Consider the following 24,860-nt stretch of genomic DNA (forward strand, 5'->3'; position numbering starts at 1 on the left):
TATTGCGATTTAAATCCATTTAAAGACATAATAATATCGATATCATGCTTTTTTGGATGAATATCTATTCCAAAATGCGCTGTTTACACTCCCACAGACTGACGCTATCGAATTCGTCCCGCAGAAGAAACCGGAGGGAACATGCCAGTCTCGACGCCGAAGGGCAACACGCCAGAACGCACACCCACAGCCAGTGAGAAGGAAGCGCTCGACTTTCACGCTCAGGGCCGCCCAGGCAAGCTGGAAATCAATCCCACGAAGCCAATGACCACGCAGCGCGATCTGTCGCTGGCCTATTCGCCAGGCGTCGCCGTGCCGGTTAAGGCAATCGCAGAAAACCCTGCCACCGCCTATGATTATACGGCCAAGGGCAATCTGGTTGCGGTCATTTCCAACGGCACCGCCATTCTGGGTCTCGGCAATCTCGGCGCGTTGGCCTCCAAGCCCGTCATGGAAGGCAAGGCAGTCCTCTTCAAGCGCTTTGCGGACGTGGATTCCATCGATTTGGAAGTCGATACCACAAACATTGATGAATTCATCAATGCCGTGCGCTATCTCGGCCCATCCTTCGGCGGCATCAACCTCGAAGACATCAAGGCACCGGATTGCTTCATCATCGAACAGCGCCTGCGCGAAGTGATGGATATTCCGGTTTTCCACGATGACCAGCATGGCACGGCAATTATCGCCGCAGCCGGCATGATCAACGCGCTGGAACTGACTGGCCGCGACATCAAGAATACCAAGCTCGTCTGTAATGGCGCAGGCTCGGCGGGCATTGCCTGTATCGAACTGATCAAGGCCATCGGCTTCCCGTCTGAAAACGTCACGCTCTGCGACACCAAGGGCGTTGTCTATCAGGGCCGCGAAGAAGGCATGAACCAGTGGAAGTCGGCTCATGCCATCAAGACTTCCAAGCGCACGCTCGAAGACGCTATGAAAGATGCCGACATCTTCTTCGGCGTTTCGGCAAAGGGCGCGCTGACCAAGGAAATGGTGCGTTCGATGGCGCCAAATCCGATCATCTTTGCAATGGCCAATCCGGACCCGGAAGTCACGCCGGAAGATGTCGCCGAAGTACGCAGCGATGCAATCGTTGCAACCGGCCGTTCGGACTATCCGAACCAGGTCAACAACGTTCTCGGCTTCCCGTATATTTTCCGCGGCGCACTCGATGTTCGGGCCACCACGATCAATGACGAGATGAAGATTGCAGCCGTCTATGCAATCGCGGAACTGGCACGCGAAGACGTGCCGGATGATGTGGTTGCCGCCTATCAGGGCAGCCGCCCGCGTTTTGGTCCGCAATATATCATTCCGGTACCGTTCGATCCGCGCCTGCTGGCGACCGTTTCGGCAGCTGTTGCAAAAGCTGCAATTGAAACCGGTGTTGCCGGACGTGTGATTGAAGACATTGAGGGCTACAAGCAGGAACTGCTCGCCCGTCGCGATCCGATTGCCTCCACACTGCGTGGCATCTATGAGCGCGTGCGTCGTCAGCCAAAGCGCATCGTCTTTGCCGAAGGCGAAGAAGAACAGGTCATGCGCGCCGCTGTCTCCTACGTCAATCAGGGTCTTGGCACTGCTATTCTGGTTGGCCGCGAAGAGCGTGTTGCAGAAACCGCCAAGGAAGCCGGTCTCGATCTTAACCGTCCGGGCATTGAAGTTATTAATGCGCGTCTGTCGAGCCGCAACTCGGCCTATGCCGACTATCTCTATGAGAAGCTTCAGCGCAAAGGCTATCTGACACGCGATTGCCATCGCCTGATCAACAATGACCGCAATCATTTTGCGGCCTGCATGGTTGCCCTTGGCGATGCTGACGGCATGGTAACGGGGATCACCCGTAACTATGCGACCGGCCTCGAAGATGTGCGCCGCGTGATCGATTCAAAGCCGGGCCATCGTCTGGTCGGTGTTTCCATTGCGCTCTGCCGTGGCCGCACAGTGTTCATCGCCGACACCGCAGTCCATGAAAAGCCAACCGCCGAAGAACTTGCCGATATCGCGGTTGAAGCGGCTGGCATGGCGCGTCGCATGGGCTATGTGCCGCGTGTTGCACTCACCGCATTTTCGACCTTCGGCCATATGGGCGGCGAAAGCGCAACGCGTATTCAGGAAGCCGTGCGCATTCTCAACACGCGTCACGTCGATTTCGAGTTTGACGGCGAAATGAGTGCTGACGTAGCGCTGAACCCGAAGCTGATGGAGCGTTATCCGTTCATCCGTCTGTCGGGCCCGGCCAATGTCATCGTTACGCCCGACAATCACTCGGCATCGATCGCAGCCAATACGCTTCAGGAGCTGGGCGGCGCAACGATCATCGGTCCGCTGCTGGTTGGCCTCGACAAGCCAGCACAGATTGTCAGCATTGGCGCGAAAGATACCGATATCGTCAATATGGCGGCTATTGCAGCTTATAACGCTGGCAACTGAAAAGACGCATCACAATGTGATAAAGGCCGGGCAATGCCCGGCCTTTTCTTTTCAATGTTCACCATATTTAAAACCGGCTATAGGATAGTTCCGTCAGTTCTCTTCTACCTCTCGTGCTTTGCAAAGCACGAGAGGTAGGTTCAACAATGCATAGCGTCCTTTGTGCGTCCAAACGGACGCACGGCGCTATGGCAAGCCGGACATACAAGCCGCATGAGCGCACACGACCTGAAGCTCGATGAAATCGTCAATCCCGAAACACTCCGCCGCAAGATCAATGAGCTCGCGGATTCGGCCGACGAAAACTACACAAGTATGCCCGTTCGCAAGGTTGTGCTGCAGGCGCTCAAGGATGCTCTGGTGCGCGGTCGCGCCAATGCCGAAAATCTGCTGATGAAGGATGGCGGCGGCACGCTTTGCGCGCGGCGCCTGTCTTATCTGATGGATACGCTGATCAGCGTATTGTTCGAATTTGCCAGCACCAAAGCCTATCCGATGCTTAATCCGTCGAAAGCCGAGAACATGGCGGTTGTGGCTGTTGGTGGCTATGGTCGCGGCGGACTGGCCCCGGGTTCAGATATCGATCTGCTGTTTCTGCTGCCCTATAAGCAGACGCCGTGGGGTGAGCAGGTCGCCGAATATATGCTTTACATGCTCTGGGATATGGGGCTGAAAGTCGGCCATTCCACCCGCAATATCGACGAATGCATTCGTCTTTCGCGCGAAGATATGACAATCCGCACCGCCATTCTGGATGCGCGTTTTATCATCGGCAATCGCGATCTGTTCAGCTCTCTCGTCACTCGTTTTGACGAAGAAGTGGTCAAGGATACAGGTCCGGAGTTTATTCAGGCCAAACTTGCCGAGCGTGACAATCGCCACAAGAAGGCGGGCGAAACCCGCTATCTGGTTGAGCCAAACGTCAAGGAAGGCAAAGGCGGCCAGCGCGATCTGCATACGCTGTTCTGGATTGCCAAATATTTTTATCGCGTCAAAAGCAAGGAAGAGCTGATCAAGCTCGGCGTGCTGTCACGAGCCGAATTGCGCCTGTTCAACAAGGCCGAAGATTTTCTCTGGGCCGTGCGCTGCCATATGCATTTTGCAACGCTGAAGGCAGAAGAGCGCCTTTCCTTCGACATTCAGCCGGAAATTGCTCAGCGTCTGGGTTATACGGCGCATCCCGGCCAGAACTATGTCGAACGCTTCATGAAGCACTACTTCCTCGTCGCCAAGGACGTCGGCGATCTGACGCGCATTCTCTGTGCGGCGCTGGAAGAAGAACAGGCAAAGCATGTGCCGGGCTTCAACCGCATCTTCCTCACCTTCTCGCGCCGCAAGCGCAAGCTTGCCGGAAGCAATGATTTCGTTTCCGAAAACCATCGCATCAACATTGCCGATGCAGATGTGTTCAAACGCGATCCGGTCAATATCATCCGTATCTTCCATCTTGCCGACAAGCTCGGGCTGGAATTTCATCCCGATGCCATGCAGCAGCTCACCCGCTCGCTGAAACTCATCAATTCGGAACTGCGCGAGAACCCGGAAGCCAACAGGCTGTTTCTGGAAGTGCTGACCTCGCCCCGCAATCCTGAGCTCATTTTACGCCGCATGAATGAATCCGGCGTGCTCGGTAAATTCATTCCGGATTTCGGCAAGATCGTCGCGATGATGCAGTTCAACATGTATCATCACTATACGGTGGATGAGCATCTGCTGCGTTGCATTGCCGTGCTTTCCGAGATTGAGCATGGTGAGCTGGAAAACGAGCACCCGCTTTCAAACCATTTGATCACCACCATCAAACGTGATCGCAATCTGCTTTATGTGGCGATGCTTTTGCACGATATCGCCAAGGGGCGGCCCGAAGATCATTCGGTTGCAGGCGCACGCATTGCCAAAAAACTTTGCCCGCGTTTCGGCCTTTCGCCGTCGGAAACCGAAACCGTCGAATGGCTGGTACGCGAACACCTGACCATGAGCATGGTTGCACAGTCACGCGATCTCAACGACCGCAAAACAATCGTCGATTTCGCCGATACGGTGCAGACGATGGAGCGGCTGAAGCTTCTGCTGATCCTGACGGTCTGTGATATCAAAGGCGTCGGTCCCGGCGTGTGGAACGGCTGGAAAGGCCAGCTGCTGCGCACGCTTTTCTATGAAACCGAGCTGGTTCTGACCGGCGGCTTCTCCAAATTGCCACGCGCCGATCGCGACCGGCAGGCACGCGCAGCCCTTGCCGAAAAGCTTGCCGATTGGCCGGAAGCAGAGCGCGAAGCTTATCTCAGCCTGCATTACACCAATTACTTCCTCACCGTCAGCCTTGACGATCAGGTGCGTCATGCGCATTTCATCCGCGATGCCGACCAGAATGGCCGTGCGCTGGCGACGCTTGCAAAGCCGCATACATTCGAGGCAGTGACGGAAATCACCGTGCTTGCACCCGATCATCCGCGCCTTTTGTCGATCATCACAGGCGCTTGTGCTGCGGCTGGCGGCAATATTGTCGATGCGCAGATTTTCACCACCGGCGACGGGCGTGCGCTCGATACGATCCTGATCAGCCGCGAATTCGACACAGATGAAGACGAACGCCGCCGTGCAGAACGCGTGGGCAAGGTGATCGAAGACGTGCTGTCGGGCAAAGCGCATCTGCCGGATGTACTTGCCAAGCGGACAAAGCCCAAGCGCGGTGCAAAGGCTTTCAAAGTCGAGCCGCGTGTCGAGATCAACAACGCTCTTTCCGACAAGTTTACGGTGATTGAAGTGGAAGGTCTTGACCGGCCTGGCCTTTTGTCTGAACTGACGGGCCTTATTTCTGACCTTTCGCTGGATATTGCTTCGGCGCATATCACCACCTTCGGCGAGAAGGTGATCGACAGTTTTTATGTTACCGATCTGGTAGGACACAAGATTTCAAATGCAACCCGACAGGGCAATATCAGGCGTAAGCTTCTTGCCGTGCTGGGCGGTGAAAACGGCGCCAAAACCAACGGTCGCGCAGCAGCATAGGTTTTTCAGTAAATGAGTTTGGTCAAAAAGTTCGCAACCGTTGCGTCTGGAACGCTGATGAGCCGCATTTTCGGCTTCACGCGCGAAATGTTCATGGCGGCGGCACTTGGCACCGGCCCGGTTGCCGATGCGTTCAATGCCGCTTTCCGTTTCCCGAACACGTTCCGCAGACTATTTGCCGAAGGCGCGTTCAACGCAGCTTTTGTGCCACTTTTCGCCAAGGAAATTGAAAAGAACGGTATGGAAGGCGCTCGTCGCTTTTCTGAAGAAGTGTTTGGCGTTCTTTTCACTGTGCTGCTTTTCATCACCATCGCGATGGAACTCTCCATGCCGTTTATCGTGCGCACGGTCATTGCGCCGGGCTTCACCGACGATCCGGTGAAGTTCGACAATACGGTGCGGCTCGCGATCATCATGTTCCCCTATCTGGCCTGTATGTCGCTTGCGGCCATGATGGGCGGGATGCTGAATTCCCTGCATCGCTATTTCGCAGCGGCCATTGCACCGATCTTTCTCAACATCATCCTGATCGGCGTTCTGGCCTTTGCATGGTGGAAGGGTTATGACGCGCTGGCTGTTGGTTATGGGCTGTCCTGGGGTGTGATGGCGGCAGGTCTTGTGCAACTGGCAATCGTCTGGATCGCCGTGCGCAATGCAGGCATCAAAATCGGCTTTCGCCGTCCGCGTCTTACTACCAATGTCAAACGCCTGCTGATACTGGCGCTGCCTGCGGCGATCACCGGCGGCATCACGCAGATCAACCTGCTGATCAACACCAACATCGCATCGGGTATGGAGGGCGCGGTGTCCTCGCTCGTTTATGCCGACCGCATCTACCAGCTGCCACTTGGCGTCGTGGGTATTGCTGTTGCAACCGTGCTTCTGCCGGAATTGTCGCGCGCACTGCGCGGTGGGCATATGAAGGAAGCCTCAAACCTGCAAAACCGTTCGGTCGAGTTCACGCTATTCCTCACGCTTCCTGCAGCAGCGGCCCTTCTGGTGATGTCGGAACCGATTGTGCGGCTTCTGTTTGAACGCGGTCAGTTCAGTGCCGAGTCAACACTTGTGGTTTCAAACATTCTGGCGATCTACGGCATCGGCCTGCCAGCTTTCGTGCTGATCAAAGCCTTCATTCCGGGTTTCTTCGCGCGCGAAGACACACGCACACCGATGATTTTCGCTGCAATTTCCGTGGTTGTGAATGTCTCACTGGCCATCACATTATTTCAGCGCATGGGACCAAGCGGTATTGCGATTGCAGAAATCACCGCTGGCTGGGTCAATGCAGCGTTGCTTTTTGCAACTCTGGTGAAGCGTGGTCATTGGGGAAATGATATTCCTTTGCTCACCCGTATTCCGCGTCTGCTGATTGCAGCCGGTGTCATGGCCATCGGCATTCATTTTGCTATCGGCTATTTTGCGCACGAGCTTTCATCGGCATCGTCCTTTGGCGTGCGTGCTGGAACCGTCACGGCCATGGTTGTGGCAGCAATGGTCGTCTATTTCGGACTGGCCTTTGGTCTGGGTGGTGCAAATACCGGCATGATCCGCCGCAACATCAAGCGTGGCGCTGTGAAGAAAGAGCCTGAGAGCGAAGTATAATTCACTCTTGAAAGGCCGCTATGCCTCTGCGAAAAGACGTCCATTAAAAACACCTTCGCTCTCCACCGGCGAAGGCCAACATCAGGATTACATCATGAGCACGTTCAAACCGCTTGTCTTCTCCGGCGTTCAACCGACCGGAAACCTTCACCTTGGTAATTATCTGGGTGCCATCAAGCGGTGGGTAGAGGTTCAGGAGACGCAGGAATGCATCTACTGTGTGGTAGACATGCATGCCTTGACCGTCTCGCCCGATCCAGCCGAGTTGATCCAATCAACCCGCGAAGTGACGGCCGCGTTCCTCGCCTCCGGTATCGACCCCAAGCGAAGCATTGTCTTCAACCAGAGCCGCGTGATGCAGCACGCCGAACTGGCATGGGTGTTCAACTGTGTGGCACGCATCGGCTGGATGAGCCGCATGACGCAGTTCAAGGACAAGGCTGGCAAGGACCGTGAAAATGCGTCGCTTGGTCTCTTCGCTTATCCAAGCCTGATGGCTGCCGACATTCTGCTTTATCGCGCAACCCATGTGCCTGTTGGCGAAGACCAGAAGCAGCATCTGGAACTTACCCGCGACATCGCACAGAAGTTCAACAACGACTATTCCGACCGCATTGCTTCACTCGGCATCGGTGTGGACATGCAAGTTGGTGACGAACAGGTTTCAGGCTTCTTCCCGCTGACCGAACCGATGATTTCGGGTCCGGCCATGCGCATCATGTCGCTGCGTGACGGCACCAAGAAAATGTCAAAATCCGACCCGTCGGATCTGTCGCGCATCAACCTGATTGATGATGAAGAAACCATCAACAAGAAGATCCGTAAGGCCAAGACCGATTCCGACGGTCTGCCTTCGGAACTGGATGGTCTGAGTGGTCGCCCTGAAGCAGATAACCTCGTCGGCATCTATGCAGCGCTTTCATCGAAATCGAAGCAGGATATTCTGGGCGAATTTGGTGGGCGTCAGTTCTCCGAATTCAAGGCAGCACTTGCCGATCTGGCCGTTGCGAAACTATCGCCAATCACCCATGAAATGCGTCGTCTGGTGGCTGATCCAGCCTATATCGACAGCGTTCTGAAAGATGGCGGAGAACGTGCAGGCGTGATTGCTGAAGCAAACATGCGCAATGTGCGGGACATCATCGGCTGGCTGCAGAACTGATAATAACCGCTTGTAATATTCTGGCGCTGCCTGCTTGCGGGCGGCGCTTTGCAATGCCACATTATCGCCATGGTATCAAAACGACTTAGCCGGGAAGCCGGCCACCGCCGCAAGTTTCTTGCCGTGATTGACGAGACGCCCGAATGCGGGCGTGCCGTTGCCTATGCTGCGCGCCGCGCGAAAAACTCAAACGGCGCGCTTGTCATGCTTTTCGTCATCGACAATTCAGATTTTCAGCAAATCCTGGGCGTGGGTGAAATCATGCGCGCCGAAGCTGAAGAGCGCGCGCGTTCAACGCTGGAAAAATTCGCCGCCAAAGTGCGCGAAGAACAGGGCATCGAGCCTGAGCTGATCATCCGTGAAGGTCGCATCTCCGACGAGCTGCCGAACCTCATTGAAGAAGATCAGGACATTGCAATTCTGGTGCTGGCAGCGGGATCAGGTAACGAAGGCCCCGGTCCTCTCGTGCAGTCTCTGGCCAATCGCGCCCAATTCCAGATTCCCGTCACCGTCATTCCAGCCGGTCTTTCGGATGAAGACATTGATGCGGTGACATAATCACCCTATATTGATCGTAACGCGCATGCGCCCTTTGAGATGAGGCTTGCCTTAATGCGCATCCATGCTTACGAAAAGCTTCTGATATTGAAAGCGGAGAACTGATATGTTCATCCAGACCGAGACCACGCCAAACCCGGCGACCCTGAAGTTTCTGCCCGGAAAGGTCGTGATGCCTGAAGGCACAGCGGATTTCCGCGATGCGGCAAGTGCTGGCAATACATCGCAGCTTGCTGCCAAGCTCTTTGCAGTTCCTGGCGTGACCGGCGTTTTCTTCGGCTATGATTTCATCACCGTTACCAAGGAAGATGGCGAGTGGCAGCACTTGAAGCCGGCAATCCTCGGCACGATCATGGAACATTTCATGTCCGGTGCGCCTGCAATGACTGGCAACGCTGCCGCCAATGCCGGTGACGATCATGGCGAAGAAGAATTCTTCGATGAAGCCGATGTTGAGATCGTTGAAACCATCAAGGAACTGATCGAAACCCGCGTGCGCCCTGCAGTTGCTCAGGACGGCGGCGACATCACCTTCCGCGGCTTTGAAAACGGCACCGTATTCCTGCACATGAAAGGCGCCTGCTCGGGCTGCCCTTCTTCGACAGCGACACTCAAGCATGGCATCCAGAACCTTCTGCGCCACTTCGTGCCGGAAGTTCAGCAGGTCGAGCAAATCTAAGCTGCTATAATTCCTAACAAAAAGGCCGCTTTTCAGCGGCCTTTTTGTTTGTGGAGGCTTTATACCAAAACTCCATGAGTATGACTCATGGAGTTTTGGTTAAGCCCGAGTGGCGATTGAACTTTTTCAAGGCGTGATGCGTCAGCATCTTCGCGCCTTGGTATTACTGCCTCACGATAACCTTTGCGCCCTGCTCTGCGCGCTCATAAAGATCGATGATGTCCTGATTCATCATGCGAACGCAGCCTGAAGACATGGCTTTACCGATCGACCACCATTCTGGCGTGCCATGGATGCGGTAGCCGGTATCGCCGCCCTTGTTGAAGAGATAAAGCGCGCGCGCACCAAGAGGGTTTCTAAGGCCCGGTTCCATACCATTGCGGTATTTAGCCAGTTCAGGCTGGCGCTTGATCATAGCCGATGGAGGAGTCCAGGTTGGCCATTCGCGTTTCATGGCAACACGCGCCGTTCCTGACCAGCCGAAGCCTTCACGGCCCACACCAATGCCATAACGCATGGCCTTGCCGTCTGGCTGCACCAGATAAAGGAACTTCTCGCGCGTCTCGACAATGATCGTGCCCGGCGCTTCATCGGTCTGATACTTCACGATCTGGCGGCGATATTGCTGTGGGATCTTTTCGTTCGGGATGGCTGGAATAGTATAGCCAGCATCACTGATCGACGAATAGGACGCAGTATAAAAAGTGCCACCCACCGTGGAGCAGCCCGCAAGTGCACCACCAAGAAGAAGTGCTGCGGCCAGCTTCAAAACACGAGACTTCATGAATTTCCCCCAGATTGAGATTTTCCATCATCAGGAGCGAATCGCTCATTCATGTGCAAAGTTGCGTCAGTATTGTTAACCAGCCGTTAACCGTAAATTGAAAAATCCTGTTTTAGCCATTTTCTTGCCATCTTTTCCAAATTTTCGCCACTCGAATGCCGCCGGAAATCAGCGTTCTTCGATTGCTCAACGCGATTTGAGGGCGCAAAATGCGTAAATGCCGATCGTGATTCCCAACAAAACACACCCACTTTCTGACGGACGACAATCCGAAAACGCAATGCTCGTGCGTCGTGGTGTTCAGCGTCTATTCCTGGAAATGGGGCTGGCGACTTTGCCGGAGCTGCCACTGGCATCTGGCAGGCGCGCCGATCTGATCGCCGTCAGCCGCAAGAGCGAAATCTGGATCGTGGAGATCAAATCTTCTATCGAAGACTGGAAGGCTGATCGGAAATGGCCAGACTATCGCGCGTTTTGTGATCGGCTGTTTTTTGCGACGCATCCGAGCGTGCCGCGCGAAATCTTTCCGGAAGATTGCGGCTTCATTTTATCGGATGGTTATGGCGCGGAAATTCTGCGCGATGCGCCAGAACACAAGCTCTCAGGCGCTACACGCAAAGCACTGATGCTGCGTTTTGCAAGAGCAGGTGCTGCTCGTCTGACGATTGCAGAGCTTGCAGGTCTCGATGTACCCGAGACCGATATAGATTAAAGCCTGAAATGCTTGTGAGGCTTGGTTTTAGCGCGGCGCGCGCTTGGCCAGAATGCGCTGCAAAGTACGGCGATGCATGTTGAGACGACGCGCCGTTTCGGAAACATTGCGCTCGCACATCTCGTAAACGCGCTGAATATGCTCCCAGCGAACACGATCAGCGGACATCGGATTTTCCGGCGGTGCAACCTTTTCGCCCGGACGACGGGTCAGAGCTGCAAAAACCTCATCAGCATCAGCTGGCTTGGAAAGATAATCAATCGCGCCAAGCTTCACAGCATTCACCGCGGTAGCGATGTTGCCATAGCCGGTGAGCACAATCGCACGCGTATCGGTGCGGCGGGTGCGGATGGCTTCAATGACGTCGAGGCCATTTCCATCGCCAAGGCGCATATCGACAACGGCATAAGCGGGTGCGGAAGCTTTTGCGGCAGCGATGCCTTCCTCGACTGATTCAGCCGTGGTCACCTGAAAGCCCCTTCCTTCCATTGCGCGTGCAAGGCGCTGCAAGAACGGCTTATCGTCATCAACCAGAAGGAGGGTCGGATCGTTGCCTATGGCTTCGGTGTCTTCCTGCTTCAAGTCGTCCATCGGGATTCTTCCTGCCTGTATTTTTGTTTCCTTATTGATATCCCTGCGGCAAAAAGTCAAATAGCCATTGAATTATTGAAGCAATCTCAGCAAAATTTAAATTGCAACAGAGCGTAAAGCATTGTGATTAAATGCAATTTCTAATCGCGCGCACGAAAATTTGATGAAATTGAAGCGCCGTGCGTAAAGCGACAGCACTTCAACCCAAGATTAATTGTGCAATATATTCATTAGCTTACAATGAAAGCGGATCGAGGCCATGTGACTTTTACTTCTGCACCCTGCCCCGGATTCTTGCGATTTTTAAAGCTAATCTGCGCTCCAGAGCGTTCCAGCAGTGTTTTTGCGATAAAAAGTCCCAATCCAAGACCGCCGCCACCGTTATGTGCACTGTCACGACTGGTCATATAGGGCTCACCGATTCGGTCCAGAATTTCTGGTTTGAATCCTTCACCATCATCCTGAATGGTCACGCTGACGGTGTTTTCAGTCCAGCCCCAGGTGACGCTGACCTTATCGCGCGCAAAGTCGACAGCATTCTCCACCAGATTGCCTAGACCATAAAGAAGACCCGGATTGCGACGCACCACTGGCTCAGGCTTCGGACCTTCCTGCTTTTCCACTTCAAGCAAAATGCCGAAATCACGATGCGGCTCGATCACTTCCTCAATCAGCGATGAGAACGGCAGCCTCGACATATGCTCTTCGTTTTCGGAAGAGAGGCTGGTGAGCCGCTGAAGGATTTCACGGCAGCGCGCAGCCTGCGATTGCAGCAGGGCAATGTCTTCAGCAAGGCCCGGATCGCTGTCCGGCTTCTTGGCATAGGTACGCTGCATTTCCTTGACGACCAAAGTGATGGTGGCAAGCGGCGTACCGAGTTCGTGCGCGGCGGCGGCGGCCAGTCCATCAAGCGCCGTCAGGTGCTGCTCGCGTTGCAGGATGAGTTCGGTTGCAGCAAGAGCATCGCCCAGCTGGCGTGTTTCTTCCGCAATGCGATAGGCATAGACACCGGTAAAGCCCAGTGCAGCGATGATCGCACACCAGATGCCTGAGACAAACAAAATCGGCAAATCGAGATGTTCGCCCGGATACCAAGGCAGAGGCCTGTAATAAAGCATCAACACGGAGGTGCTGAGCACCACCAGCAATGCGAGCGCCAGCGTATGACGCACGGAAAGCGACGTTGCTGAAATGATGACTGGAGCAATCATCAGGATAACGAAGGGGTTCTGAACGCCGCCCGTCAGATAAAGCAATCCTGCCAGTTGCAGAATATCGAACGCCAGCACGATACTTGCCGCCGTCGGGCTTAAACGGTGATTGGTGGGGAAGCGAAATGCCAGATAGAGATTGAGCCATGCGGAACATGCAATCAGCGCAAAACAGATACCGACTGCAAAATTGAATTGCAGATAGAGCGCCACGAACATGACCGTCGCGGTTTGCCCAGCAATTGCCAGCCAGCGCAGACGCACCAACGTGGTCAGGCGCGGCTTTCGCGAAAGATTTGAAGCCCGATTGTCGAATTCTGCGTGCATGATCACCCCTATCCGCCCCTTATGCGGCAAGGCGCATATTCACGCAAGCAGAACTGTGTCATCCAGTCGCAGGCTTTGGCGTACATGACACGCAACGCCCTATTATGTGGGGAATTTTCAAGTTTTCCCTCATGGGCAAAACCTGCCAATCCGCAATTGTGTCAATTTTGTGAAGGAATTATAACAGGGCCGTCTGCAAAGCGATGGAGGGCGCCGCGTGATTGTCTTCAGGGGGAAGATATCGTCCGGGCTTGGAAAACATTCCGAGCTCGTCATTCCTGGAAAACAACATCTGGATAATTCACCAAAGGACTGGCCGGATCACTTTGCATCCGGCTCGCTGAATGTGCAGATCATGGAATACCCATCCATTCTGCAAAGCCGTCGCAAGCAGCTAAAGGCGCTGGATCGCGGCCTCGTTCCACCGAGCATCACTATCCCGCAGCACGAAATTCTGAACAACAGTCTGCGTCGCAAATTCTTCAAGCCACGCCGCGGCATTGGCCAGGCATGGCGAGCGACTCTTTATGCGCATTCCCGTTCCATGAATGTATGGATTTTCCGGCGTATCGGATCGCATATGCACGACTGCATTGAGCTGATCTCGGACAAGCGCATCCGTGAAAATCTCAACATCCGCGATCAGGATGAGGTCCACGTCGTTCTGCATTCCTGATCGGTATCAGGTGCCGCGTGGTTTTGCCCTGCGGGTGGCTTCTGCATTGGCTGGATCTTCCGGCCAGACATGGCGCGGATAGCGGCCACGCATATCAGAGCGCACATCGGCCCATGAGCCCTGCCAAAAACCCGGCAGATCCCGCGTGATCTGGATCGGGCGATGAGCGGGGGAAAGCAATTCCAGCAAAAGCGGTACTTTGCCATTGGCAATGGCCGGATGAATGCCAAGGCCGAACAGCTCTTGCACGCGGACGGCGAGAACCGGCTCCTCCGTGTCATAGCGGATCGGGATACTTGAGCCAGTCGGAACTTCAAAATGCGTGGGTGCTAGTTGATCGACAAGGCGTTGCAGATCGAACGGCACAAGGCTCATCAAACCGTTTTTCAACACATGTGCCGGGATACGATCGAGCTGCGCTTCGCCTGTGAGGAAAGGCAGCAGCCAGTCATCAAGACGCTCAACAAGATTGTCGTCATCCATAGACGGCCACGGATCGCCGAGACCGCGATAAAGCCAGCCAAGACGACGACGCAGAATTTCAGCCTCTTTGCCCCACGGCAGGATTTGCAGTCCATGCTCACGCACGGCAGCGATCACGCCTTCATCGGCACTCACGCCGGAAGGGGCGGCAAGCGGCTTTTCCGACAAAGCAATAGCGCCAATGCGAACTGCTTCACGCGCACGCAATGCGTTTTTTTCTGCGTCATAGACGACTTGTCGCCCGCTCTCTATCCTGCTGCCAAGAGCTGTGCGGATTTCAGTTTCAGAGACTTCAGCCGCAGAAAGAACGCGCGCGCGGCCTGCTTTGCCCGACATATCGGCCACCACCAGCCATTGCGCACGGCTAAGGCTGATAGCGGGATCGACTTCGCCGCCACGACCATTGGCCAGCAGAAATTGCCCGGTTTGGCCGCGCGCCTTACCGATGCGGTCGGGATAGGCGTCTATCAGTATGCGGCCAACGCTTGAACCTGCTGCTTCGCCTTTGTTCGGCACATTTGCAGCCAGACGTTTCGCCAGTCCTTTGGCGCGCTGGGCGCGATCAGAACGGTCATTGCGAAACCGCGACATGCGGGTGTCGAGGTCGGTTTCATTGCCGCCAAGACCGCGCTCGGTCAGAAGAACGGCAAGCTCCGCCGCCCGCAAAGCCTCGCCGCGTTTGCCCGCTTCCGCCACCATATGTGCAAGGCGTGCAGGCAGGGCGAGTGAGCGCATAGCCTCACCATCTGCGGTCAGGCGTCCAGCCTCATCAAGCGCACCAAGCCGGCTAAGCAATGCCTTGGCTTCTTTGAGCGCGGGTAGCGGTGGCTTGTCGAGCAGCGAAAGCGTTGCCGGATCGGTAACGCCCCATGCAGCCGCATCAAGCACAAGGCCGGAAAGATCTGCCTCCAGAATTTCAGGCGGAGAGAACGCAGGGAGTGACGCCGTTTGACCCTGATGCCAGAGGCGGATGGCGATGCCCGGTTCGGTACGACCGGCACGACCAGCGCGCTGATCAGCACTCGCACGCGAAGTACGCACGGTTTCAAGGCGGGTCAGGCCGGTGGCGGGTTCGTATTTTGGCAGGCGGGCAAGGCCAGAATCGATCACCACCCGAACACCATCGATGGTGATGGAAGTTTCGGCAATCGATGTCGCCAGCACAACCTTGCGATGGCCTGCGAGAGCTGGCTTGATTGCCGCATCCTGATCACGGCCTTCCATCGCGCCATAAAGCGGGGCGAGAATGATATTGGCAGGCAGAAACTTTTCCAGAATGCCACCCGTGCGTTCGATTTCGCCCTGACCGGGAAGAAAGGCAAGAATGCTGCCCGTTTCATCGGCCAGCGCTTCGCGAATGGCTTTCACCATCGCATCTTCGATGCGCTCGTCAGGCTTGCGGTCGCGGTGGCGAATATCGACGGGGAAAGCCCGGCCTTCGCTCTCAATAATGGGCGCATCGCCCAAAAGTGAGGCCACACGCGCACCATCAAGTGTTGCCGACATGACAAGGATTTTGAGATCGTCGCGCAAAGCGGCCTGCACATCAAGCGCCAGCGCCAGACCGAAATCGGCATCAAGGCTGCGTTCGTGAAACTCATCGAACAGAACCGCCGCTATGCCCTTGAGATCGGGATCGTCAAGGATCATGCGCGCAAAAACGCCCTCAGTGACGACGAGGATTTTGGTCTTCGCCGAGACCTTACTTTCAAGGCGCATACGATAGCCGACTGTTTCGCCCGGCTCTTCACCGAGCAACTGCGCCAGGCGGCGGGCGGCTGCACGCGCTGCCAAGCGACGCGGTTCGAGCAGCACAATCATGCCGTCACCGCGCCAGCTTGCATTCAAAAAATGCAGCGGCACCAGCGTGGTTTTACCCGCGCCTGGAGGAGCAACCAGAACCGCGCTTGCATGGGTGGCAAACGCGGCGTCAAGTTGCGGCAGAATGCGGGTAACGGGAAGATCGGGCAGACTCGTCAAATGAAATTCCGTATTATAAAGGCGTTGCTTTGGTGCTTATCCCACAAGGAACGACGATGATCCATATCCGAAAATCTAATCCGGCGGATGCCCCCGCCCTCACCGCTATCTGGCGCGCAAGCGTGCTGGCAACGCATGAGTTTCTAAGTCGCGAAGATTTCGCTGAAATCGAAAAGCTGGTCGGTGAGCAATATCTGCCGAATGTAGAAGTCGATGTCATTGAGGATGATGGCAAGCCAGTTGGCTTCATGGGCATGACCGATAACAATATCGACAGCCTGTTCATTTCACCCGCCGAGCGCGGCAAGGGTATTGGCAAACATATGATTGCGCGTGCGAAAAAGCGCGGCACCCTGACCGTGGATGTGAACGAGCAGAATACGCAAGGCGTCGGCTTTTATCGCCATGTGGGGTTTGTTGAGACGGGTCGCTCGGAAACGGATGATCAGGGACGCCCTTATCCGCTGCTGCATCTCAAACTTGAGGCTTAAAATCCGGGCTATGCCAATTGTGCGGAAAACCATTCTCGCAAAAGGCATTTCCGGAGTAATTGACATACTCCCCTATAGTATATAGGCTTCGTGAAAATCGGGAGATTCCATGCCGCATTCACCGGAAGACAAAAAGCGCGCTTTGACGCGCCTGCGCCGCATCAAAGGCCAGGCCGAAGGCTTGGAGCGCGCGGTGGAAGCAGGCACGGAATGTGCTGCACTCTTGCAGCAGATTGCAGCCTTGCGTGGCGCGACCAATGGCTTGATGGCAGAAGTGCTGGAAAGCCATTTTCGCGAGACATTCGGCCAGGCTCGTGAGACGATAGCGCGCGATGCTGTGGCAGATCCCGATGCAGAGATCGACGAAATCATGCGGATTTTGCGCACCTATCTGAAATAGGCGCATAAACGAACACTGAAATTGAAGGGAATATCGTCATGAAGTCACGCGCAGCCGTTGCCTGGGAGGCAAAAAAGCCGCTCACCATCGAAACCGTTGAAATCGGCGGTCCACGCGCTGGCGAAGTGCTGGTCGAAATCATGGCGACCGGCGTTTGCCACACCGATGCCTACACGCTTTCCGGCCTTGATTCCGAAGGCAAGTTCCCGGCCATTCTCGGCCATGAAGGTGCGGGCATTGTGCGCGAAGTGGGCGCAGGTGTTACGTCGGTCAAGCCGGGCGATCATGTGATCCCGCTTTACACGCCGGAATGCCGCCAGTGCAAAACCTGCCTGTCGCAGCGCTCAAACCTCTGCACCTCGATCCGCTCAACGCAGGGTCAGGGCCTGATGCCGGACAAAACCTCGCGCTTTTCGTGCGATGGCGGCGAAGTGTTCCATTATATGGGCTGCTCGACCTTCTCGAACTTCACCGTTCTGCCAGAAATCGCAGTCGCCAAGGTGCGCGAAGACGCGCCTTTCGACAAGATCTGCTATATCGGCTGCGGCGTAACCACCGGTATTGGCGCAGTTATTTACACGGCTAAGGTTCGTCCGGGCTCCAATGTTGTTGTGTTTGGTCTTGGCGGCATTGGTCTCAATGTCATTCAGGGTGCGCGCATGGTTGGCGCGGATAAGATCATCGGCGTGGATATCAATCCATCCAAGGTGGAAATGGCGAAGAAATTCGGCATGACCGACTTCATCAATCCGCGCGAAATCGGCAATGACAAGGTTGTGCAGGCCATTCAGGATCTGACTGATGGCGGTGCGGATTATTCGTTCGATGCGACCGGCAACACCGATGTCATGCGTCAGGCGCTGGAATGCTGCCATCGCGGCTGGGGTGAATCGATCATCATCGGCGTTGCTGAAGCGGGCAAGGAAATTGCCACACGCCCATTCCAGCTCGTCACCGGACGCGTCTGGAAGGGTACCGCCTTTGGTGGCGCACGCGGTCGTACCGATGTGCCAAAAATCGTTGACTGGTATATGGAAGGCAAGATCGACATCGACAGCCTCATCACCCACACCATGCCGCTTGATGAAATCAACACGGCTTTCGATCTGATGCATGAAGGCAAGTCGATCCGCTCGGTGATTGTCTACTGATGCGTGAAAAGCTTTTCACCTCCCATTGGGATGAAATCGATGGTCTAACCCCGCGCGCGCTTTATGCGATGCTGAAGCTGCGCGTGGATGTTTTCGTGGTGGAGCAGAAATGCCCCTACCCCGAAATCGACGGCAACGACTATGATGCACTGCATCTTCGTATTCTGGATGGTGAAGAACTTGCAGCAAGTCTGCGGGTTCTGCCACCGGAACAGGATGGTAAGCCGGTGAAGATCGGCCGCGTTGTCGTGGCAGCCGATTATCGTGGTTACAAGCTTGGTCAGCGTCTCATGAAAGAGGCTGTCGCCTTTGCTCAGACACGTTTTCCGGGCATTGCCATTGAGCTTGGCGGACAGAGCCATTTGCAGAAATTCTATGGCTCGTTCGGCTTCGTCGCGATTTCGGAAAAATATCTTGAAGATGGTATTCCGCATGTCGACATGCGGCTGGCACCACAGGAAAGTGCGGCCTGATGTTTCTGCTGCGCCGCCATATGTCCTTTTATCTTGCAGCCATTGGTGGCGCTGCAACCTTCATTATCGCATGGCTTCTTAAGAGCCCGCTTGCCCCGGTCATCGGGGCAAACTGCTTCTTTGTGCTCTATCTCGTTCTGGCGCTTACGGCTTTACCTAAGCTCACCGCGCCCTATCTCAGAAAACATGCGGCAACGGCAGATGAGCCGATCTGGATCATCTTTCTGGTGACATTTGCCACCGTTGTTGTGGCTGTGGTGTCGCTGTTCATCCTGATAAACCAGCAACCCAAAGCCGACCTGTTTTCGCTCGTCATGACGCTTGCGGCTGTGCCTCTCGGCTGGTTTACAATCCACATGATGACGGCGATCCATTACGCACACATGTATTGGCAGCCACGCGAACCCGCAGGCGACGATTCAGCCCATGCCAGCAGGTATAGAGGCGGCTTCAACTTTCCTGAAACGCCACAGCCCTCCGGCTGGGATTTCGCCTATTACGCCTTCATCATCGGCATGACGGCACAGACGTCCGATACCAATGTCACGACCACCGCGATGCGAAAAGTAACGCTTCTGCACAGCGTCGTGTCATTCTTTTTCAATACGGTCCTTGTTGCAGCGACAGTGAATGTCGTGGTCGCACTCGGAAGCGGATAAAAATCAGGAACTCTCATGGAAACGATTTCGACTGCAAAATGCTTTGGTGGAACGCAGGGCGTCTATCGCCATAAGAGCGAGACCAACCAGTGCGATATGACCTTTGCCGTTTTCCTGCCACCACAGGCAAAAGATGGTCGTGTACCGGTACTCTGGTATCTTTCCGGCCTCACCTGCACTCATCAGAATGTGATGGATAAAGGAGAATATCGGCAAATGGCCGCAGAATTGGGAATTGCCGTTATTTGCCCGGATACAAGCCCGCGCGGTGATGACGTGCCGGATGAACCGGATAACTGGAAATTCGGCAAAGGTGCTGGCTTCTATGTCGATGCTACACAGGAACCATTTGCCAAGAACTACCAGATGTATAGCTACATCACAAAGGAACTGACTGATCTGGTGGCGGCTGAGTTTCCGCTTGATATGTCACGTCAGGGCATCACCGGCCATTCGATGGGCGGACATGGCGCACTTACGATTGCGCTCAAAAATCCCGACCGCTTCAAATCGGCATCGGCTTTCGCACCGATTGTGCAGCCTTCAACAGCCGACTGGTCGAAGCCTGCACTGGAAAAATATCTGGGCACAGAAGAACGCGCATGGCGTGCTTATGATGCGACGCAGCTCATTGAAGACGGCTACCGCTTTCCAGAATTTCTGGTCGATCAGGGAGAAGCCGATGTTTTCCTTGATGAAGGATTATGTCCTTGGTTGCTGGATGAGGCCTGCCACAAAGCTGGAATCCCGCTCACGCTCAATATGCGTGAAGGCTATGACCATTCCTATTTCTTCATCTCGACCTTCATGGATGACCATCTCAAATGGCATTCAGAACGTCTTGCTAAGTAGAAGCCTTACCCACTAAAAAATGGTGATGTGCGTTTGTGATTTAGCCAGTAATCTGAGTTCATAGATAGCGCTATAACAGGAACGCCATGGCCAAGAAAAAGAAAGTTGTCACCGTCGGCGCTTTGCTGGTGAGCGGTGACAAAAAAGTTCTGATGGGACTGCGCTCACCATGGAAAAAGGCGTGGCCCAATCATTGGGACACGCCCGGTGGGCATGTCGAGCGTGGTGAAACACTTGAAGATGCGTTGGTGCGGGAAATGGGTGAAGAACTCGGCATTCGCCCGATCAAGTTTCGTGAGATCGGCGCAATCGATGAGAAAAAGCCGGATCTCTATGGCGATTCCATCTGCCATATTTTTCAGGTCACTTCATGGAGCGGCGGCGAGCCGCGCAATGTCTGCGATGAACATTCTGAGCTTGCATGGTACAGCCCCGAAGACCTTGAAAGCATCAGCAATCTGGCCGACCCCGAATATCCGCATCTTGCCCGGATCGCCATTGGTGCACCAACTAATTAGCGCCTCACCACCTTCATCGGCAAACCGCCCTGCGGCTGGGTGGTGAGCTTCTGCACAGGCCATGGCTTTGTGGTTTCCAACACGTCGAAGCGACGGCCATCAAGCAAGGTTGCAAGTGCAATCACCGCTTCCTGAAGCGCGAAGCTCGCACCGATGCAGACACGCGGACCGGCACCAAATGGCAGATATTGAAAGCGGTCGAGCTTGTCGCGATTTTCGGGCCAGAAGCGCTCAGGCATGAAGGCATCCGGCTGATCCCAATAAAGCCTGTGACGGTGAATCACCCAAGGCATGACCAGAACAGCCGTTCCCTTGGCAATTTTCAGATCACCATAGGTATCATCCGTCGCGGCCTCGCGATTGATTGACGGTGCTGGCGGATAAAGCCGCATCGCCTCCTCAAAAGCTGCACGCGTGAAGGGCAGTTTTGCCAGCCATTCCTGCGGCGGCAGGTCATTGCCGCCATCAGCAAAGAACGCATCGATCTCAGCTTCAACACGCTCGCGTTCCTGCGGTGCCTTGGCAAGCAGATAGAGCGTCCAGCCGAGCGCACGAGCCGTTGTTTCATGCCCCGCACCGATGAAGGTGATGATGTTATCTTCAATCTCGGCACGGCTCAAACCATCCGGTCCTTCGGCGCGCAAAAGCAAGGTCAGAAAATCATTGGGCACATCTTCGCCCTTATCCATGCGCGCTTTTCGCAACGCAATGGTATCGGAGACAAGTTCACGGAAGAAGCCAAGCGACTGGTTACCACGAAGGCGCGTGAAGCGCGGCAGCCAGTCCGGCAGGCCAAGCAGATCAAACGGATCAACGCGGCCCATCGTTTCAAAAAGCTTGTCGATCTGGTGCGCAAAATCATTGGGATCACCGGCAATTTCGCCAGAGAACAGCGTTTCAGCCAGAATGTCATAGGTGAGCAGCGTCATGTCGTGGGCGACATCGGTGATGATGCCATTGGTCTTGTATCGCTCGACAAACTGCAGCGACCGGTTTCGCATGGCGCTCGCAAAGCCGCCGATATGACGAGGAGTGAAAACCGGCGCCATCGCCTTGCGTGAACGCTTCCAGACTTGGCCCTCAGCGGTCAGCAATCCATCACGCAAAATGGGGCGCAGCACGCGCTGACGAATGGCAGACATGGGATAATTGGCGGCATTATCGACCAGCACATGACGGATAAGGCCCGGATCATTGGCAATAATGGTTTTGATGCCAAGCCAGCTTACAGAAACCCAGCGCTCGTTATAGGAAGGCTCTCCCCACAATTCGAGCGGGTTCTTGTAAACCACCCGCATCATCTCGAAGCGACCAACCGGCTTTTCGCGCGGGCGTGGAGCAGGGGGCACAAAGGGTTGAGTTGCATCTTTCATGGCAATTGTGGTTTCCATCAAGTGCTCCTTTTGATCGAGAACACCCCCGTCAAAAAAGATATAAGCTTCAATTGTGGCGGTTCCAGAGATTGCACGCCACCCCAATTCTTCAACTGGTGCCAAAAGAGCTGAATCCCCGGTAAATTTGGCCCCAAAATTTGGAAAAATCGCCGTTAACGCCTATATTAAAGCCATGTTTGTCGTGTGATTCGACAGGGTTTTTATTGCTGCAATTGCGGCAGACTTTAAGGTTGCCTTCGCGGCGCATTTTCGAAAGATTTTCATGAGCGAGACACCAGAGATGAATTCCGCAGCCGCCGCCGAATATGGCGCGGATTCCATTCGTGTTCTGAAAGGCCTCGACGCAGTTCGCAAGCGTCCGGGCATGTATATCGGTGACACGGATGACGGCTCGGGCCTGCATCATATGGTCTACGAAGTCGTGGACAATGCCATCGACGAAGCGCTGGCCGGACATGCAACGCTTGTCACTGTTACGCTTAACGCCGACGGCTCCTGCACCGTGACCGATAATGGTCGTGGCATCCCGACCGACATCCACAAGGAAGAAGGCGTCTCGGCGGCTGAGGTCATCATGACCCAGCTCCATGCCGGCGGTAAGTTCGACCAGAACTCCTATAAGGTTTCCGGCGGTCTGCACGGCGTGGGCGTGTCGGTTGTGAACGCGTTGTCGATCTGGCTGAAGCTGAAGATCCGTCGCGCCGGCAAAATCCATGAAATGGCCTTCACGCACGGCGTGGCCGACGCTCCGCTGGTTATAACCGGCGATGCAGGCAGCGATACGGGCACAGAAGTCAGCTTCCTGCCTTCGCCTGAAACTTTCTCTATGGTCGAATTTGATTACGACACGCTGGAACGTCGCCTGCGCGAACTGGCGTTCCTGAATTCAGGCGTCCGCATCAAGCTTACAGACCGTCGCCATGCCGATATTCGCGAACAGGAACTCCACTATGATGGCGGCGTTGTCGAATTCGTGAAGTATATCGACCAGAGCAAGAAGTCGCTTCTGGAAACACCGATTTATATCAAGAGCGAAAAAGACGGTATGACCGTTGAAGTCGCGATGTGGTGGAACGATTCCTACCACGAGAAAGTGCTGTGCTTCACCAACAACATTCCACAGCGCGATGGTGGCACGCATCTGGCCGGTTTCCGTGGCGCGCTAACGCGTCAGGTGACGGGCTATGCCGATGCATCCGGCATGACCAAGAAGGAAAAGGTCAGCCTGACCGGCGATGATTGCCGCGAAGGTCTGACTGCTGTTCTCTCGGTCAAGGTTCCTGATCCCAAGTTCTCGTCGCAGACCAAGGACAAGCTGGTTTCCTCGGAAGTCCGCCCTGTCGTTGAAAGCCTCGTCAATGAAGCGCTTTCGACCTGGCTGGAAGAACATCCTGCTGGCGGCAAGACCATTGTCGAAAAGGTCATTCAGGCAGCCGCAGCCCGCGAAGCAGCCCGCAAGGCACGCGATATCACCCGCAAGAGCAATCTGAGCGTGACGTCGCTTCCCGGCAAGTTGGCTGACTGTCAGGAACGCGATCCGGCGAAATCAGAAATCTTCATCGTCGAGGGTGACTCTGCAGGTGGCTCGGCCAAAAGCGGTCGTTCGCGCCAGAACCAGGCTATTCTGCCGCTGCGCGGTAAGATCCTCAACGTGGAACGCGTCCGCTTTGACCGCATGATCTCATCCGATCAGGTCGGAACGCTGATCACTGCTCTTGGCACGTCGATCGGCAAGGATGAGTCACACGGCTTCAATCCTGACAAGCTGCGCTACCACAAGATCATCATCATGACGGATGCTGACGTCGACGGCGCGCATATTCGTACGCTGCTGTTGACCTTCTTCTTCCGTCAGATGCCGGAACTGATTGAACGCGGCCATATCTATATCGCGCAGCCGCCGCTCTATAAGGTATCGCGCGGCAAGTCCTCGCAATACATCAAGAACGAAGCTGCTTTCGAAGACTTCCTTATCGAAACCGGTCTTGAAGAAGCTGCCCTTGAAATGGGCAGCGGTGAAGTGCGCGCCGGTCCTGACCTTCGGTCGGTCGTCGACGATGCACGCACGCTGCGTCAGCTTCTTTCGGGCCTTCATACACGCTACGATCGTCGCGTTGTTGAACAGGCTGCGATTGCAGGCCTGCTCAATCCGAATGCGACAGCAAACGATGCCGCGTCGCAGGCTTCCGCCGATATCGTTGCCAAGCGTCTCGACATGATCTCGGAAGAAACCGAGCGTGGCTGGACCTCCCATGTGACGGAAGACGGCGGCTATCGCTTCGAGCGCATGGTGCGTGGCGTGAAGGACGTTGCCATTCTCGACATGGCCCTGCTCGGCTCTGCCGATGCGCGCCAGATCGACCGTGTGGCATCGCGCCTGACGGAAGTTTTCGCCGAACCGCCGATTCTGCGTCGCAAGGACAAGGTCGAAACGCTTTCCGGACCGATGGCGCTGCTTGATGCGATTTTCGCAACAGGCCGCAAGGGTCTGACGCTGCAGCGTTACAAAGGCTTGGGCGAAATGAACGCCGAACAGCTTTGGGAAACCACGCTCGATCCGAATGTGCGTTCGCTGCTGCAAGTTAAGGTCAATGACGCGACCGACGCGGATTCGCTATTCTCACGCCTGATGGGTGATGAGGTGGAACCGCGCCGCGAGTTCATTCAGGAAAACGCACTGAGCGTCGCCAATCTGGACGTTTAGAGCATTTC

The 24,860-nt window shown here is 55.2% G+C and carries 21 protein-coding genes; 16 read left to right on the top strand and 5 right to left on the bottom strand.

The features are described 5' to 3' along the window. Positions 1-141: 141 nt before the first annotated feature. From ABWV94_RS05190 to ABWV94_RS05215, 6 genes are all read left to right on the top strand, one after another. Complete coding sequence (locus ABWV94_RS05190; protein ID WP_113496053.1) at positions 142-2,436, top strand: NADP-dependent malic enzyme; 2,295 nt, start codon at positions 142-144, stop codon at positions 2,434-2,436. Positions 2,437-2,649: 213 nt separating this feature from the next. Beyond that, positions 2,650-5,445, top strand: coding sequence for a [protein-PII] uridylyltransferase (locus ABWV94_RS05195; RefSeq protein WP_113496054.1), 2,796 nt, complete (start codon positions 2,650-2,652; stop codon positions 5,443-5,445). Between the two features lie 12 nt (positions 5,446-5,457). Then, the gene (murJ, locus tag ABWV94_RS05200) at positions 5,458-7,047 is read left to right on the top strand and encodes a murein biosynthesis integral membrane protein MurJ (protein ID WP_007873233.1); all 1,590 of its coding nucleotides are present in this window, start codon (positions 5,458-5,460) and stop codon (positions 7,045-7,047) included. A gap of 94 nt (positions 7,048-7,141) precedes the next feature. Further along, positions 7,142-8,209 (top strand): tryptophan--tRNA ligase, encoded by a 1,068-nt coding sequence (gene trpS, locus ABWV94_RS05205; RefSeq protein WP_105519122.1) that lies wholly within the window; start codon positions 7,142-7,144, stop codon positions 8,207-8,209. A 69-nt stretch (positions 8,210-8,278) separates the two neighbouring features. Next, entirely contained in the window at positions 8,279-8,767 is a 489-nt protein-coding gene (locus ABWV94_RS05210) for a universal stress protein (protein ID WP_007873229.1), read from the top strand. 106 nt (positions 8,768-8,873) lie between these two features. Continuing rightward, complete coding sequence (locus tag ABWV94_RS05215; protein WP_007873227.1) at positions 8,874-9,446, top strand: NifU family protein; 573 nt, start codon at positions 8,874-8,876, stop codon at positions 9,444-9,446. Positions 9,447-9,609: 163 nt separating this feature from the next. Here the strand turns inward: ABWV94_RS05215 and ABWV94_RS05220 are convergent, their stop codons facing one another. After that, entirely contained in the window at positions 9,610-10,230 is a 621-nt protein-coding gene (locus ABWV94_RS05220; RefSeq protein ID WP_007873225.1) for a L,D-transpeptidase, read from the bottom strand. Between the two features lie 217 nt (positions 10,231-10,447). Between ABWV94_RS05220 and ABWV94_RS05225 the strand changes: the two genes are divergently transcribed. Beyond that, entirely contained in the window at positions 10,448-10,942 is a 495-nt protein-coding gene (locus tag ABWV94_RS05225) for an MmcB family DNA repair protein (RefSeq protein ID WP_007873222.1), read from the top strand. Between the two features lie 27 nt (positions 10,943-10,969). On the opposite strand, the gene regA is transcribed toward ABWV94_RS05225, so the two are convergent. Further along, complete coding sequence (regA, locus tag ABWV94_RS05230) at positions 10,970-11,533, bottom strand: global response regulator transcription factor RegA (RefSeq protein WP_007873219.1); 564 nt, start codon at positions 11,531-11,533, stop codon at positions 10,970-10,972. Positions 11,534-11,763: 230 nt separating this feature from the next. Beyond that, entirely contained in the window at positions 11,764-13,071 is a 1,308-nt protein-coding gene (locus tag ABWV94_RS05235) for an ActS/PrrB/RegB family redox-sensitive histidine kinase (RefSeq protein ID WP_007873216.1), read from the bottom strand. 217 nt (positions 13,072-13,288) lie between these two features. Here ABWV94_RS05235 and ABWV94_RS05240 point away from each other — a divergent pair, with 217 nt between their 5' ends. Further along, entirely contained in the window at positions 13,289-13,747 is a 459-nt protein-coding gene (locus tag ABWV94_RS05240) for a DUF120 domain-containing protein (RefSeq protein ID WP_064320063.1), read from the top strand. Positions 13,748-13,753: 6 nt separating this feature from the next. Here the strand turns inward: ABWV94_RS05240 and hrpB are convergent, their stop codons facing one another. After that, positions 13,754-16,210, bottom strand: a complete 2,457-nt coding sequence (gene hrpB, locus ABWV94_RS05245; RefSeq protein ID WP_353412760.1) for an ATP-dependent helicase HrpB — start codon at positions 16,208-16,210, stop codon at positions 13,754-13,756. 56 nt (positions 16,211-16,266) lie between these two features. Between hrpB and ABWV94_RS05250 the strand changes: the two genes are divergently transcribed. From ABWV94_RS05250 to ABWV94_RS05280, 7 genes are all read left to right on the top strand, one after another. Continuing rightward, on the top strand, positions 16,267-16,701 hold the full coding sequence (locus ABWV94_RS05250; protein WP_113496057.1) for an acetyltransferase: 435 nt from the start codon (positions 16,267-16,269) through the stop codon (positions 16,699-16,701). A gap of 109 nt (positions 16,702-16,810) precedes the next feature. Continuing rightward, positions 16,811-17,101, top strand: a complete 291-nt coding sequence (locus ABWV94_RS05255) for a metal/formaldehyde-sensitive transcriptional repressor (protein WP_113496058.1) — start codon at positions 16,811-16,813, stop codon at positions 17,099-17,101. Between the two features lie 38 nt (positions 17,102-17,139). After that, a complete protein-coding gene (locus tag ABWV94_RS05260; RefSeq protein ID WP_113158841.1) occupies positions 17,140-18,252 on the top strand; it encodes an S-(hydroxymethyl)glutathione dehydrogenase/class III alcohol dehydrogenase in 1,113 nt (370 codons plus the stop codon). Further along, positions 18,252-18,725 carry a GNAT family N-acetyltransferase gene (locus ABWV94_RS05265; RefSeq protein ID WP_113496059.1) on the top strand — a complete coding sequence of 158 codons (474 nt, stop codon included), beginning with the start codon at positions 18,252-18,254 and terminating at the stop codon, positions 18,723-18,725. The genes ABWV94_RS05260 and ABWV94_RS05265 overlap by 1 nt, the downstream gene beginning before the upstream one ends. Next, positions 18,725-19,384 carry a DUF1345 domain-containing protein gene (locus ABWV94_RS05270; RefSeq protein ID WP_105518069.1) on the top strand — a complete coding sequence of 220 codons (660 nt, stop codon included), beginning with the start codon at positions 18,725-18,727 and terminating at the stop codon, positions 19,382-19,384. The genes ABWV94_RS05265 and ABWV94_RS05270 overlap by 1 nt, the downstream gene beginning before the upstream one ends. A 15-nt stretch (positions 19,385-19,399) precedes the next feature. Further along, entirely contained in the window at positions 19,400-20,236 is an 837-nt protein-coding gene (fghA, locus tag ABWV94_RS05275; protein ID WP_113496060.1) for an S-formylglutathione hydrolase, read from the top strand. Positions 20,237-20,322: 86 nt separating this feature from the next. Further along, positions 20,323-20,754 carry an NUDIX hydrolase gene (locus ABWV94_RS05280; protein WP_064320057.1) on the top strand — a complete coding sequence of 144 codons (432 nt, stop codon included), beginning with the start codon at positions 20,323-20,325 and terminating at the stop codon, positions 20,752-20,754. Here ABWV94_RS05280 and ABWV94_RS05285 read toward each other — a convergent pair. Further along, positions 20,751-22,127, bottom strand: coding sequence for a cytochrome P450 (locus ABWV94_RS05285; protein ID WP_502905153.1), 1,377 nt, complete (start codon positions 22,125-22,127; stop codon positions 20,751-20,753). The genes ABWV94_RS05280 and ABWV94_RS05285 overlap by 4 nt on opposite strands. A 283-nt stretch (positions 22,128-22,410) precedes the next feature. On the opposite strand from ABWV94_RS05285, the gene gyrB reads away from it, so the two are divergent. Then, a complete protein-coding gene (gene gyrB / locus ABWV94_RS05290; RefSeq protein ID WP_007873185.1) occupies positions 22,411-24,852 on the top strand; it encodes a DNA topoisomerase (ATP-hydrolyzing) subunit B in 2,442 nt (813 codons plus the stop codon). Positions 24,853-24,860: the final 8 nt, after the last annotated feature.

This window comes from Brucella sp. NBRC 12953 (assembly GCF_040369775.1).
Classification (GTDB): Bacteria; Pseudomonadota; Alphaproteobacteria; order Rhizobiales; family Rhizobiaceae; genus Brucella; species Brucella pseudogrignonensis.

Excerpts from the sequence above, each read along its gene's own strand:
- ABWV94_RS05190 (WP_113496053.1), top strand. The coding sequence starts at position 142 with ATGCCAGTCTCGACGCCGAAGGGCAACACGCCAGAACGCACACCCACA.
- murJ (WP_007873233.1), top strand. The coding sequence starts at position 5,458 with ATGAGTTTGGTCAAAAAGTTCGCAACCGTTGCGTCTGGAACGCTGATG.
- ABWV94_RS05195 (WP_113496054.1), top strand. The coding sequence starts at position 2,650 with ATGAGCGCACACGACCTGAAGCTCGATGAAATCGTCAATCCCGAAACA.
- ABWV94_RS05250 (WP_113496057.1), top strand. The coding sequence starts at position 16,267 with ATGATCCATATCCGAAAATCTAATCCGGCGGATGCCCCCGCCCTCACC.
- ABWV94_RS05220 (WP_007873225.1), bottom strand. The coding sequence starts at position 10,230 with ATGAAGTCTCGTGTTTTGAAGCTGGCCGCAGCACTTCTTCTTGGTGGT.
- ABWV94_RS05270 (WP_105518069.1), top strand. The coding sequence starts at position 18,725 with ATGTTTCTGCTGCGCCGCCATATGTCCTTTTATCTTGCAGCCATTGGT.
- ABWV94_RS05265 (WP_113496059.1), top strand. The coding sequence starts at position 18,252 with ATGCGTGAAAAGCTTTTCACCTCCCATTGGGATGAAATCGATGGTCTA.
- fghA (WP_113496060.1), top strand. The coding sequence starts at position 19,400 with ATGGAAACGATTTCGACTGCAAAATGCTTTGGTGGAACGCAGGGCGTC.
- regA (WP_007873219.1), bottom strand. The coding sequence starts at position 11,533 with ATGGACGACTTGAAGCAGGAAGACACCGAAGCCATAGGCAACGATCCG.
- ABWV94_RS05255 (WP_113496058.1), top strand. The coding sequence starts at position 16,811 with ATGCCGCATTCACCGGAAGACAAAAAGCGCGCTTTGACGCGCCTGCGC.
- ABWV94_RS05225 (WP_007873222.1), top strand. The coding sequence starts at position 10,448 with ATGCCGATCGTGATTCCCAACAAAACACACCCACTTTCTGACGGACGA.
- trpS (WP_105519122.1), top strand. The coding sequence starts at position 7,142 with ATGAGCACGTTCAAACCGCTTGTCTTCTCCGGCGTTCAACCGACCGGA.
- ABWV94_RS05235 (WP_007873216.1), bottom strand. The coding sequence starts at position 13,071 with ATGCACGCAGAATTCGACAATCGGGCTTCAAATCTTTCGCGAAAGCCG.
- ABWV94_RS05210 (WP_007873229.1), top strand. The coding sequence starts at position 8,279 with ATGGTATCAAAACGACTTAGCCGGGAAGCCGGCCACCGCCGCAAGTTT.
- ABWV94_RS05215 (WP_007873227.1), top strand. The coding sequence starts at position 8,874 with ATGTTCATCCAGACCGAGACCACGCCAAACCCGGCGACCCTGAAGTTT.
- ABWV94_RS05285 (WP_502905153.1), bottom strand. The coding sequence starts at position 22,127 with ATGAAAGATGCAACTCAACCCTTTGTGCCCCCTGCTCCACGCCCGCGC.
- ABWV94_RS05260 (WP_113158841.1), top strand. The coding sequence starts at position 17,140 with ATGAAGTCACGCGCAGCCGTTGCCTGGGAGGCAAAAAAGCCGCTCACC.
- ABWV94_RS05280 (WP_064320057.1), top strand. The coding sequence starts at position 20,323 with ATGGCCAAGAAAAAGAAAGTTGTCACCGTCGGCGCTTTGCTGGTGAGC.
- gyrB (WP_007873185.1), top strand. The coding sequence starts at position 22,411 with ATGAGCGAGACACCAGAGATGAATTCCGCAGCCGCCGCCGAATATGGC.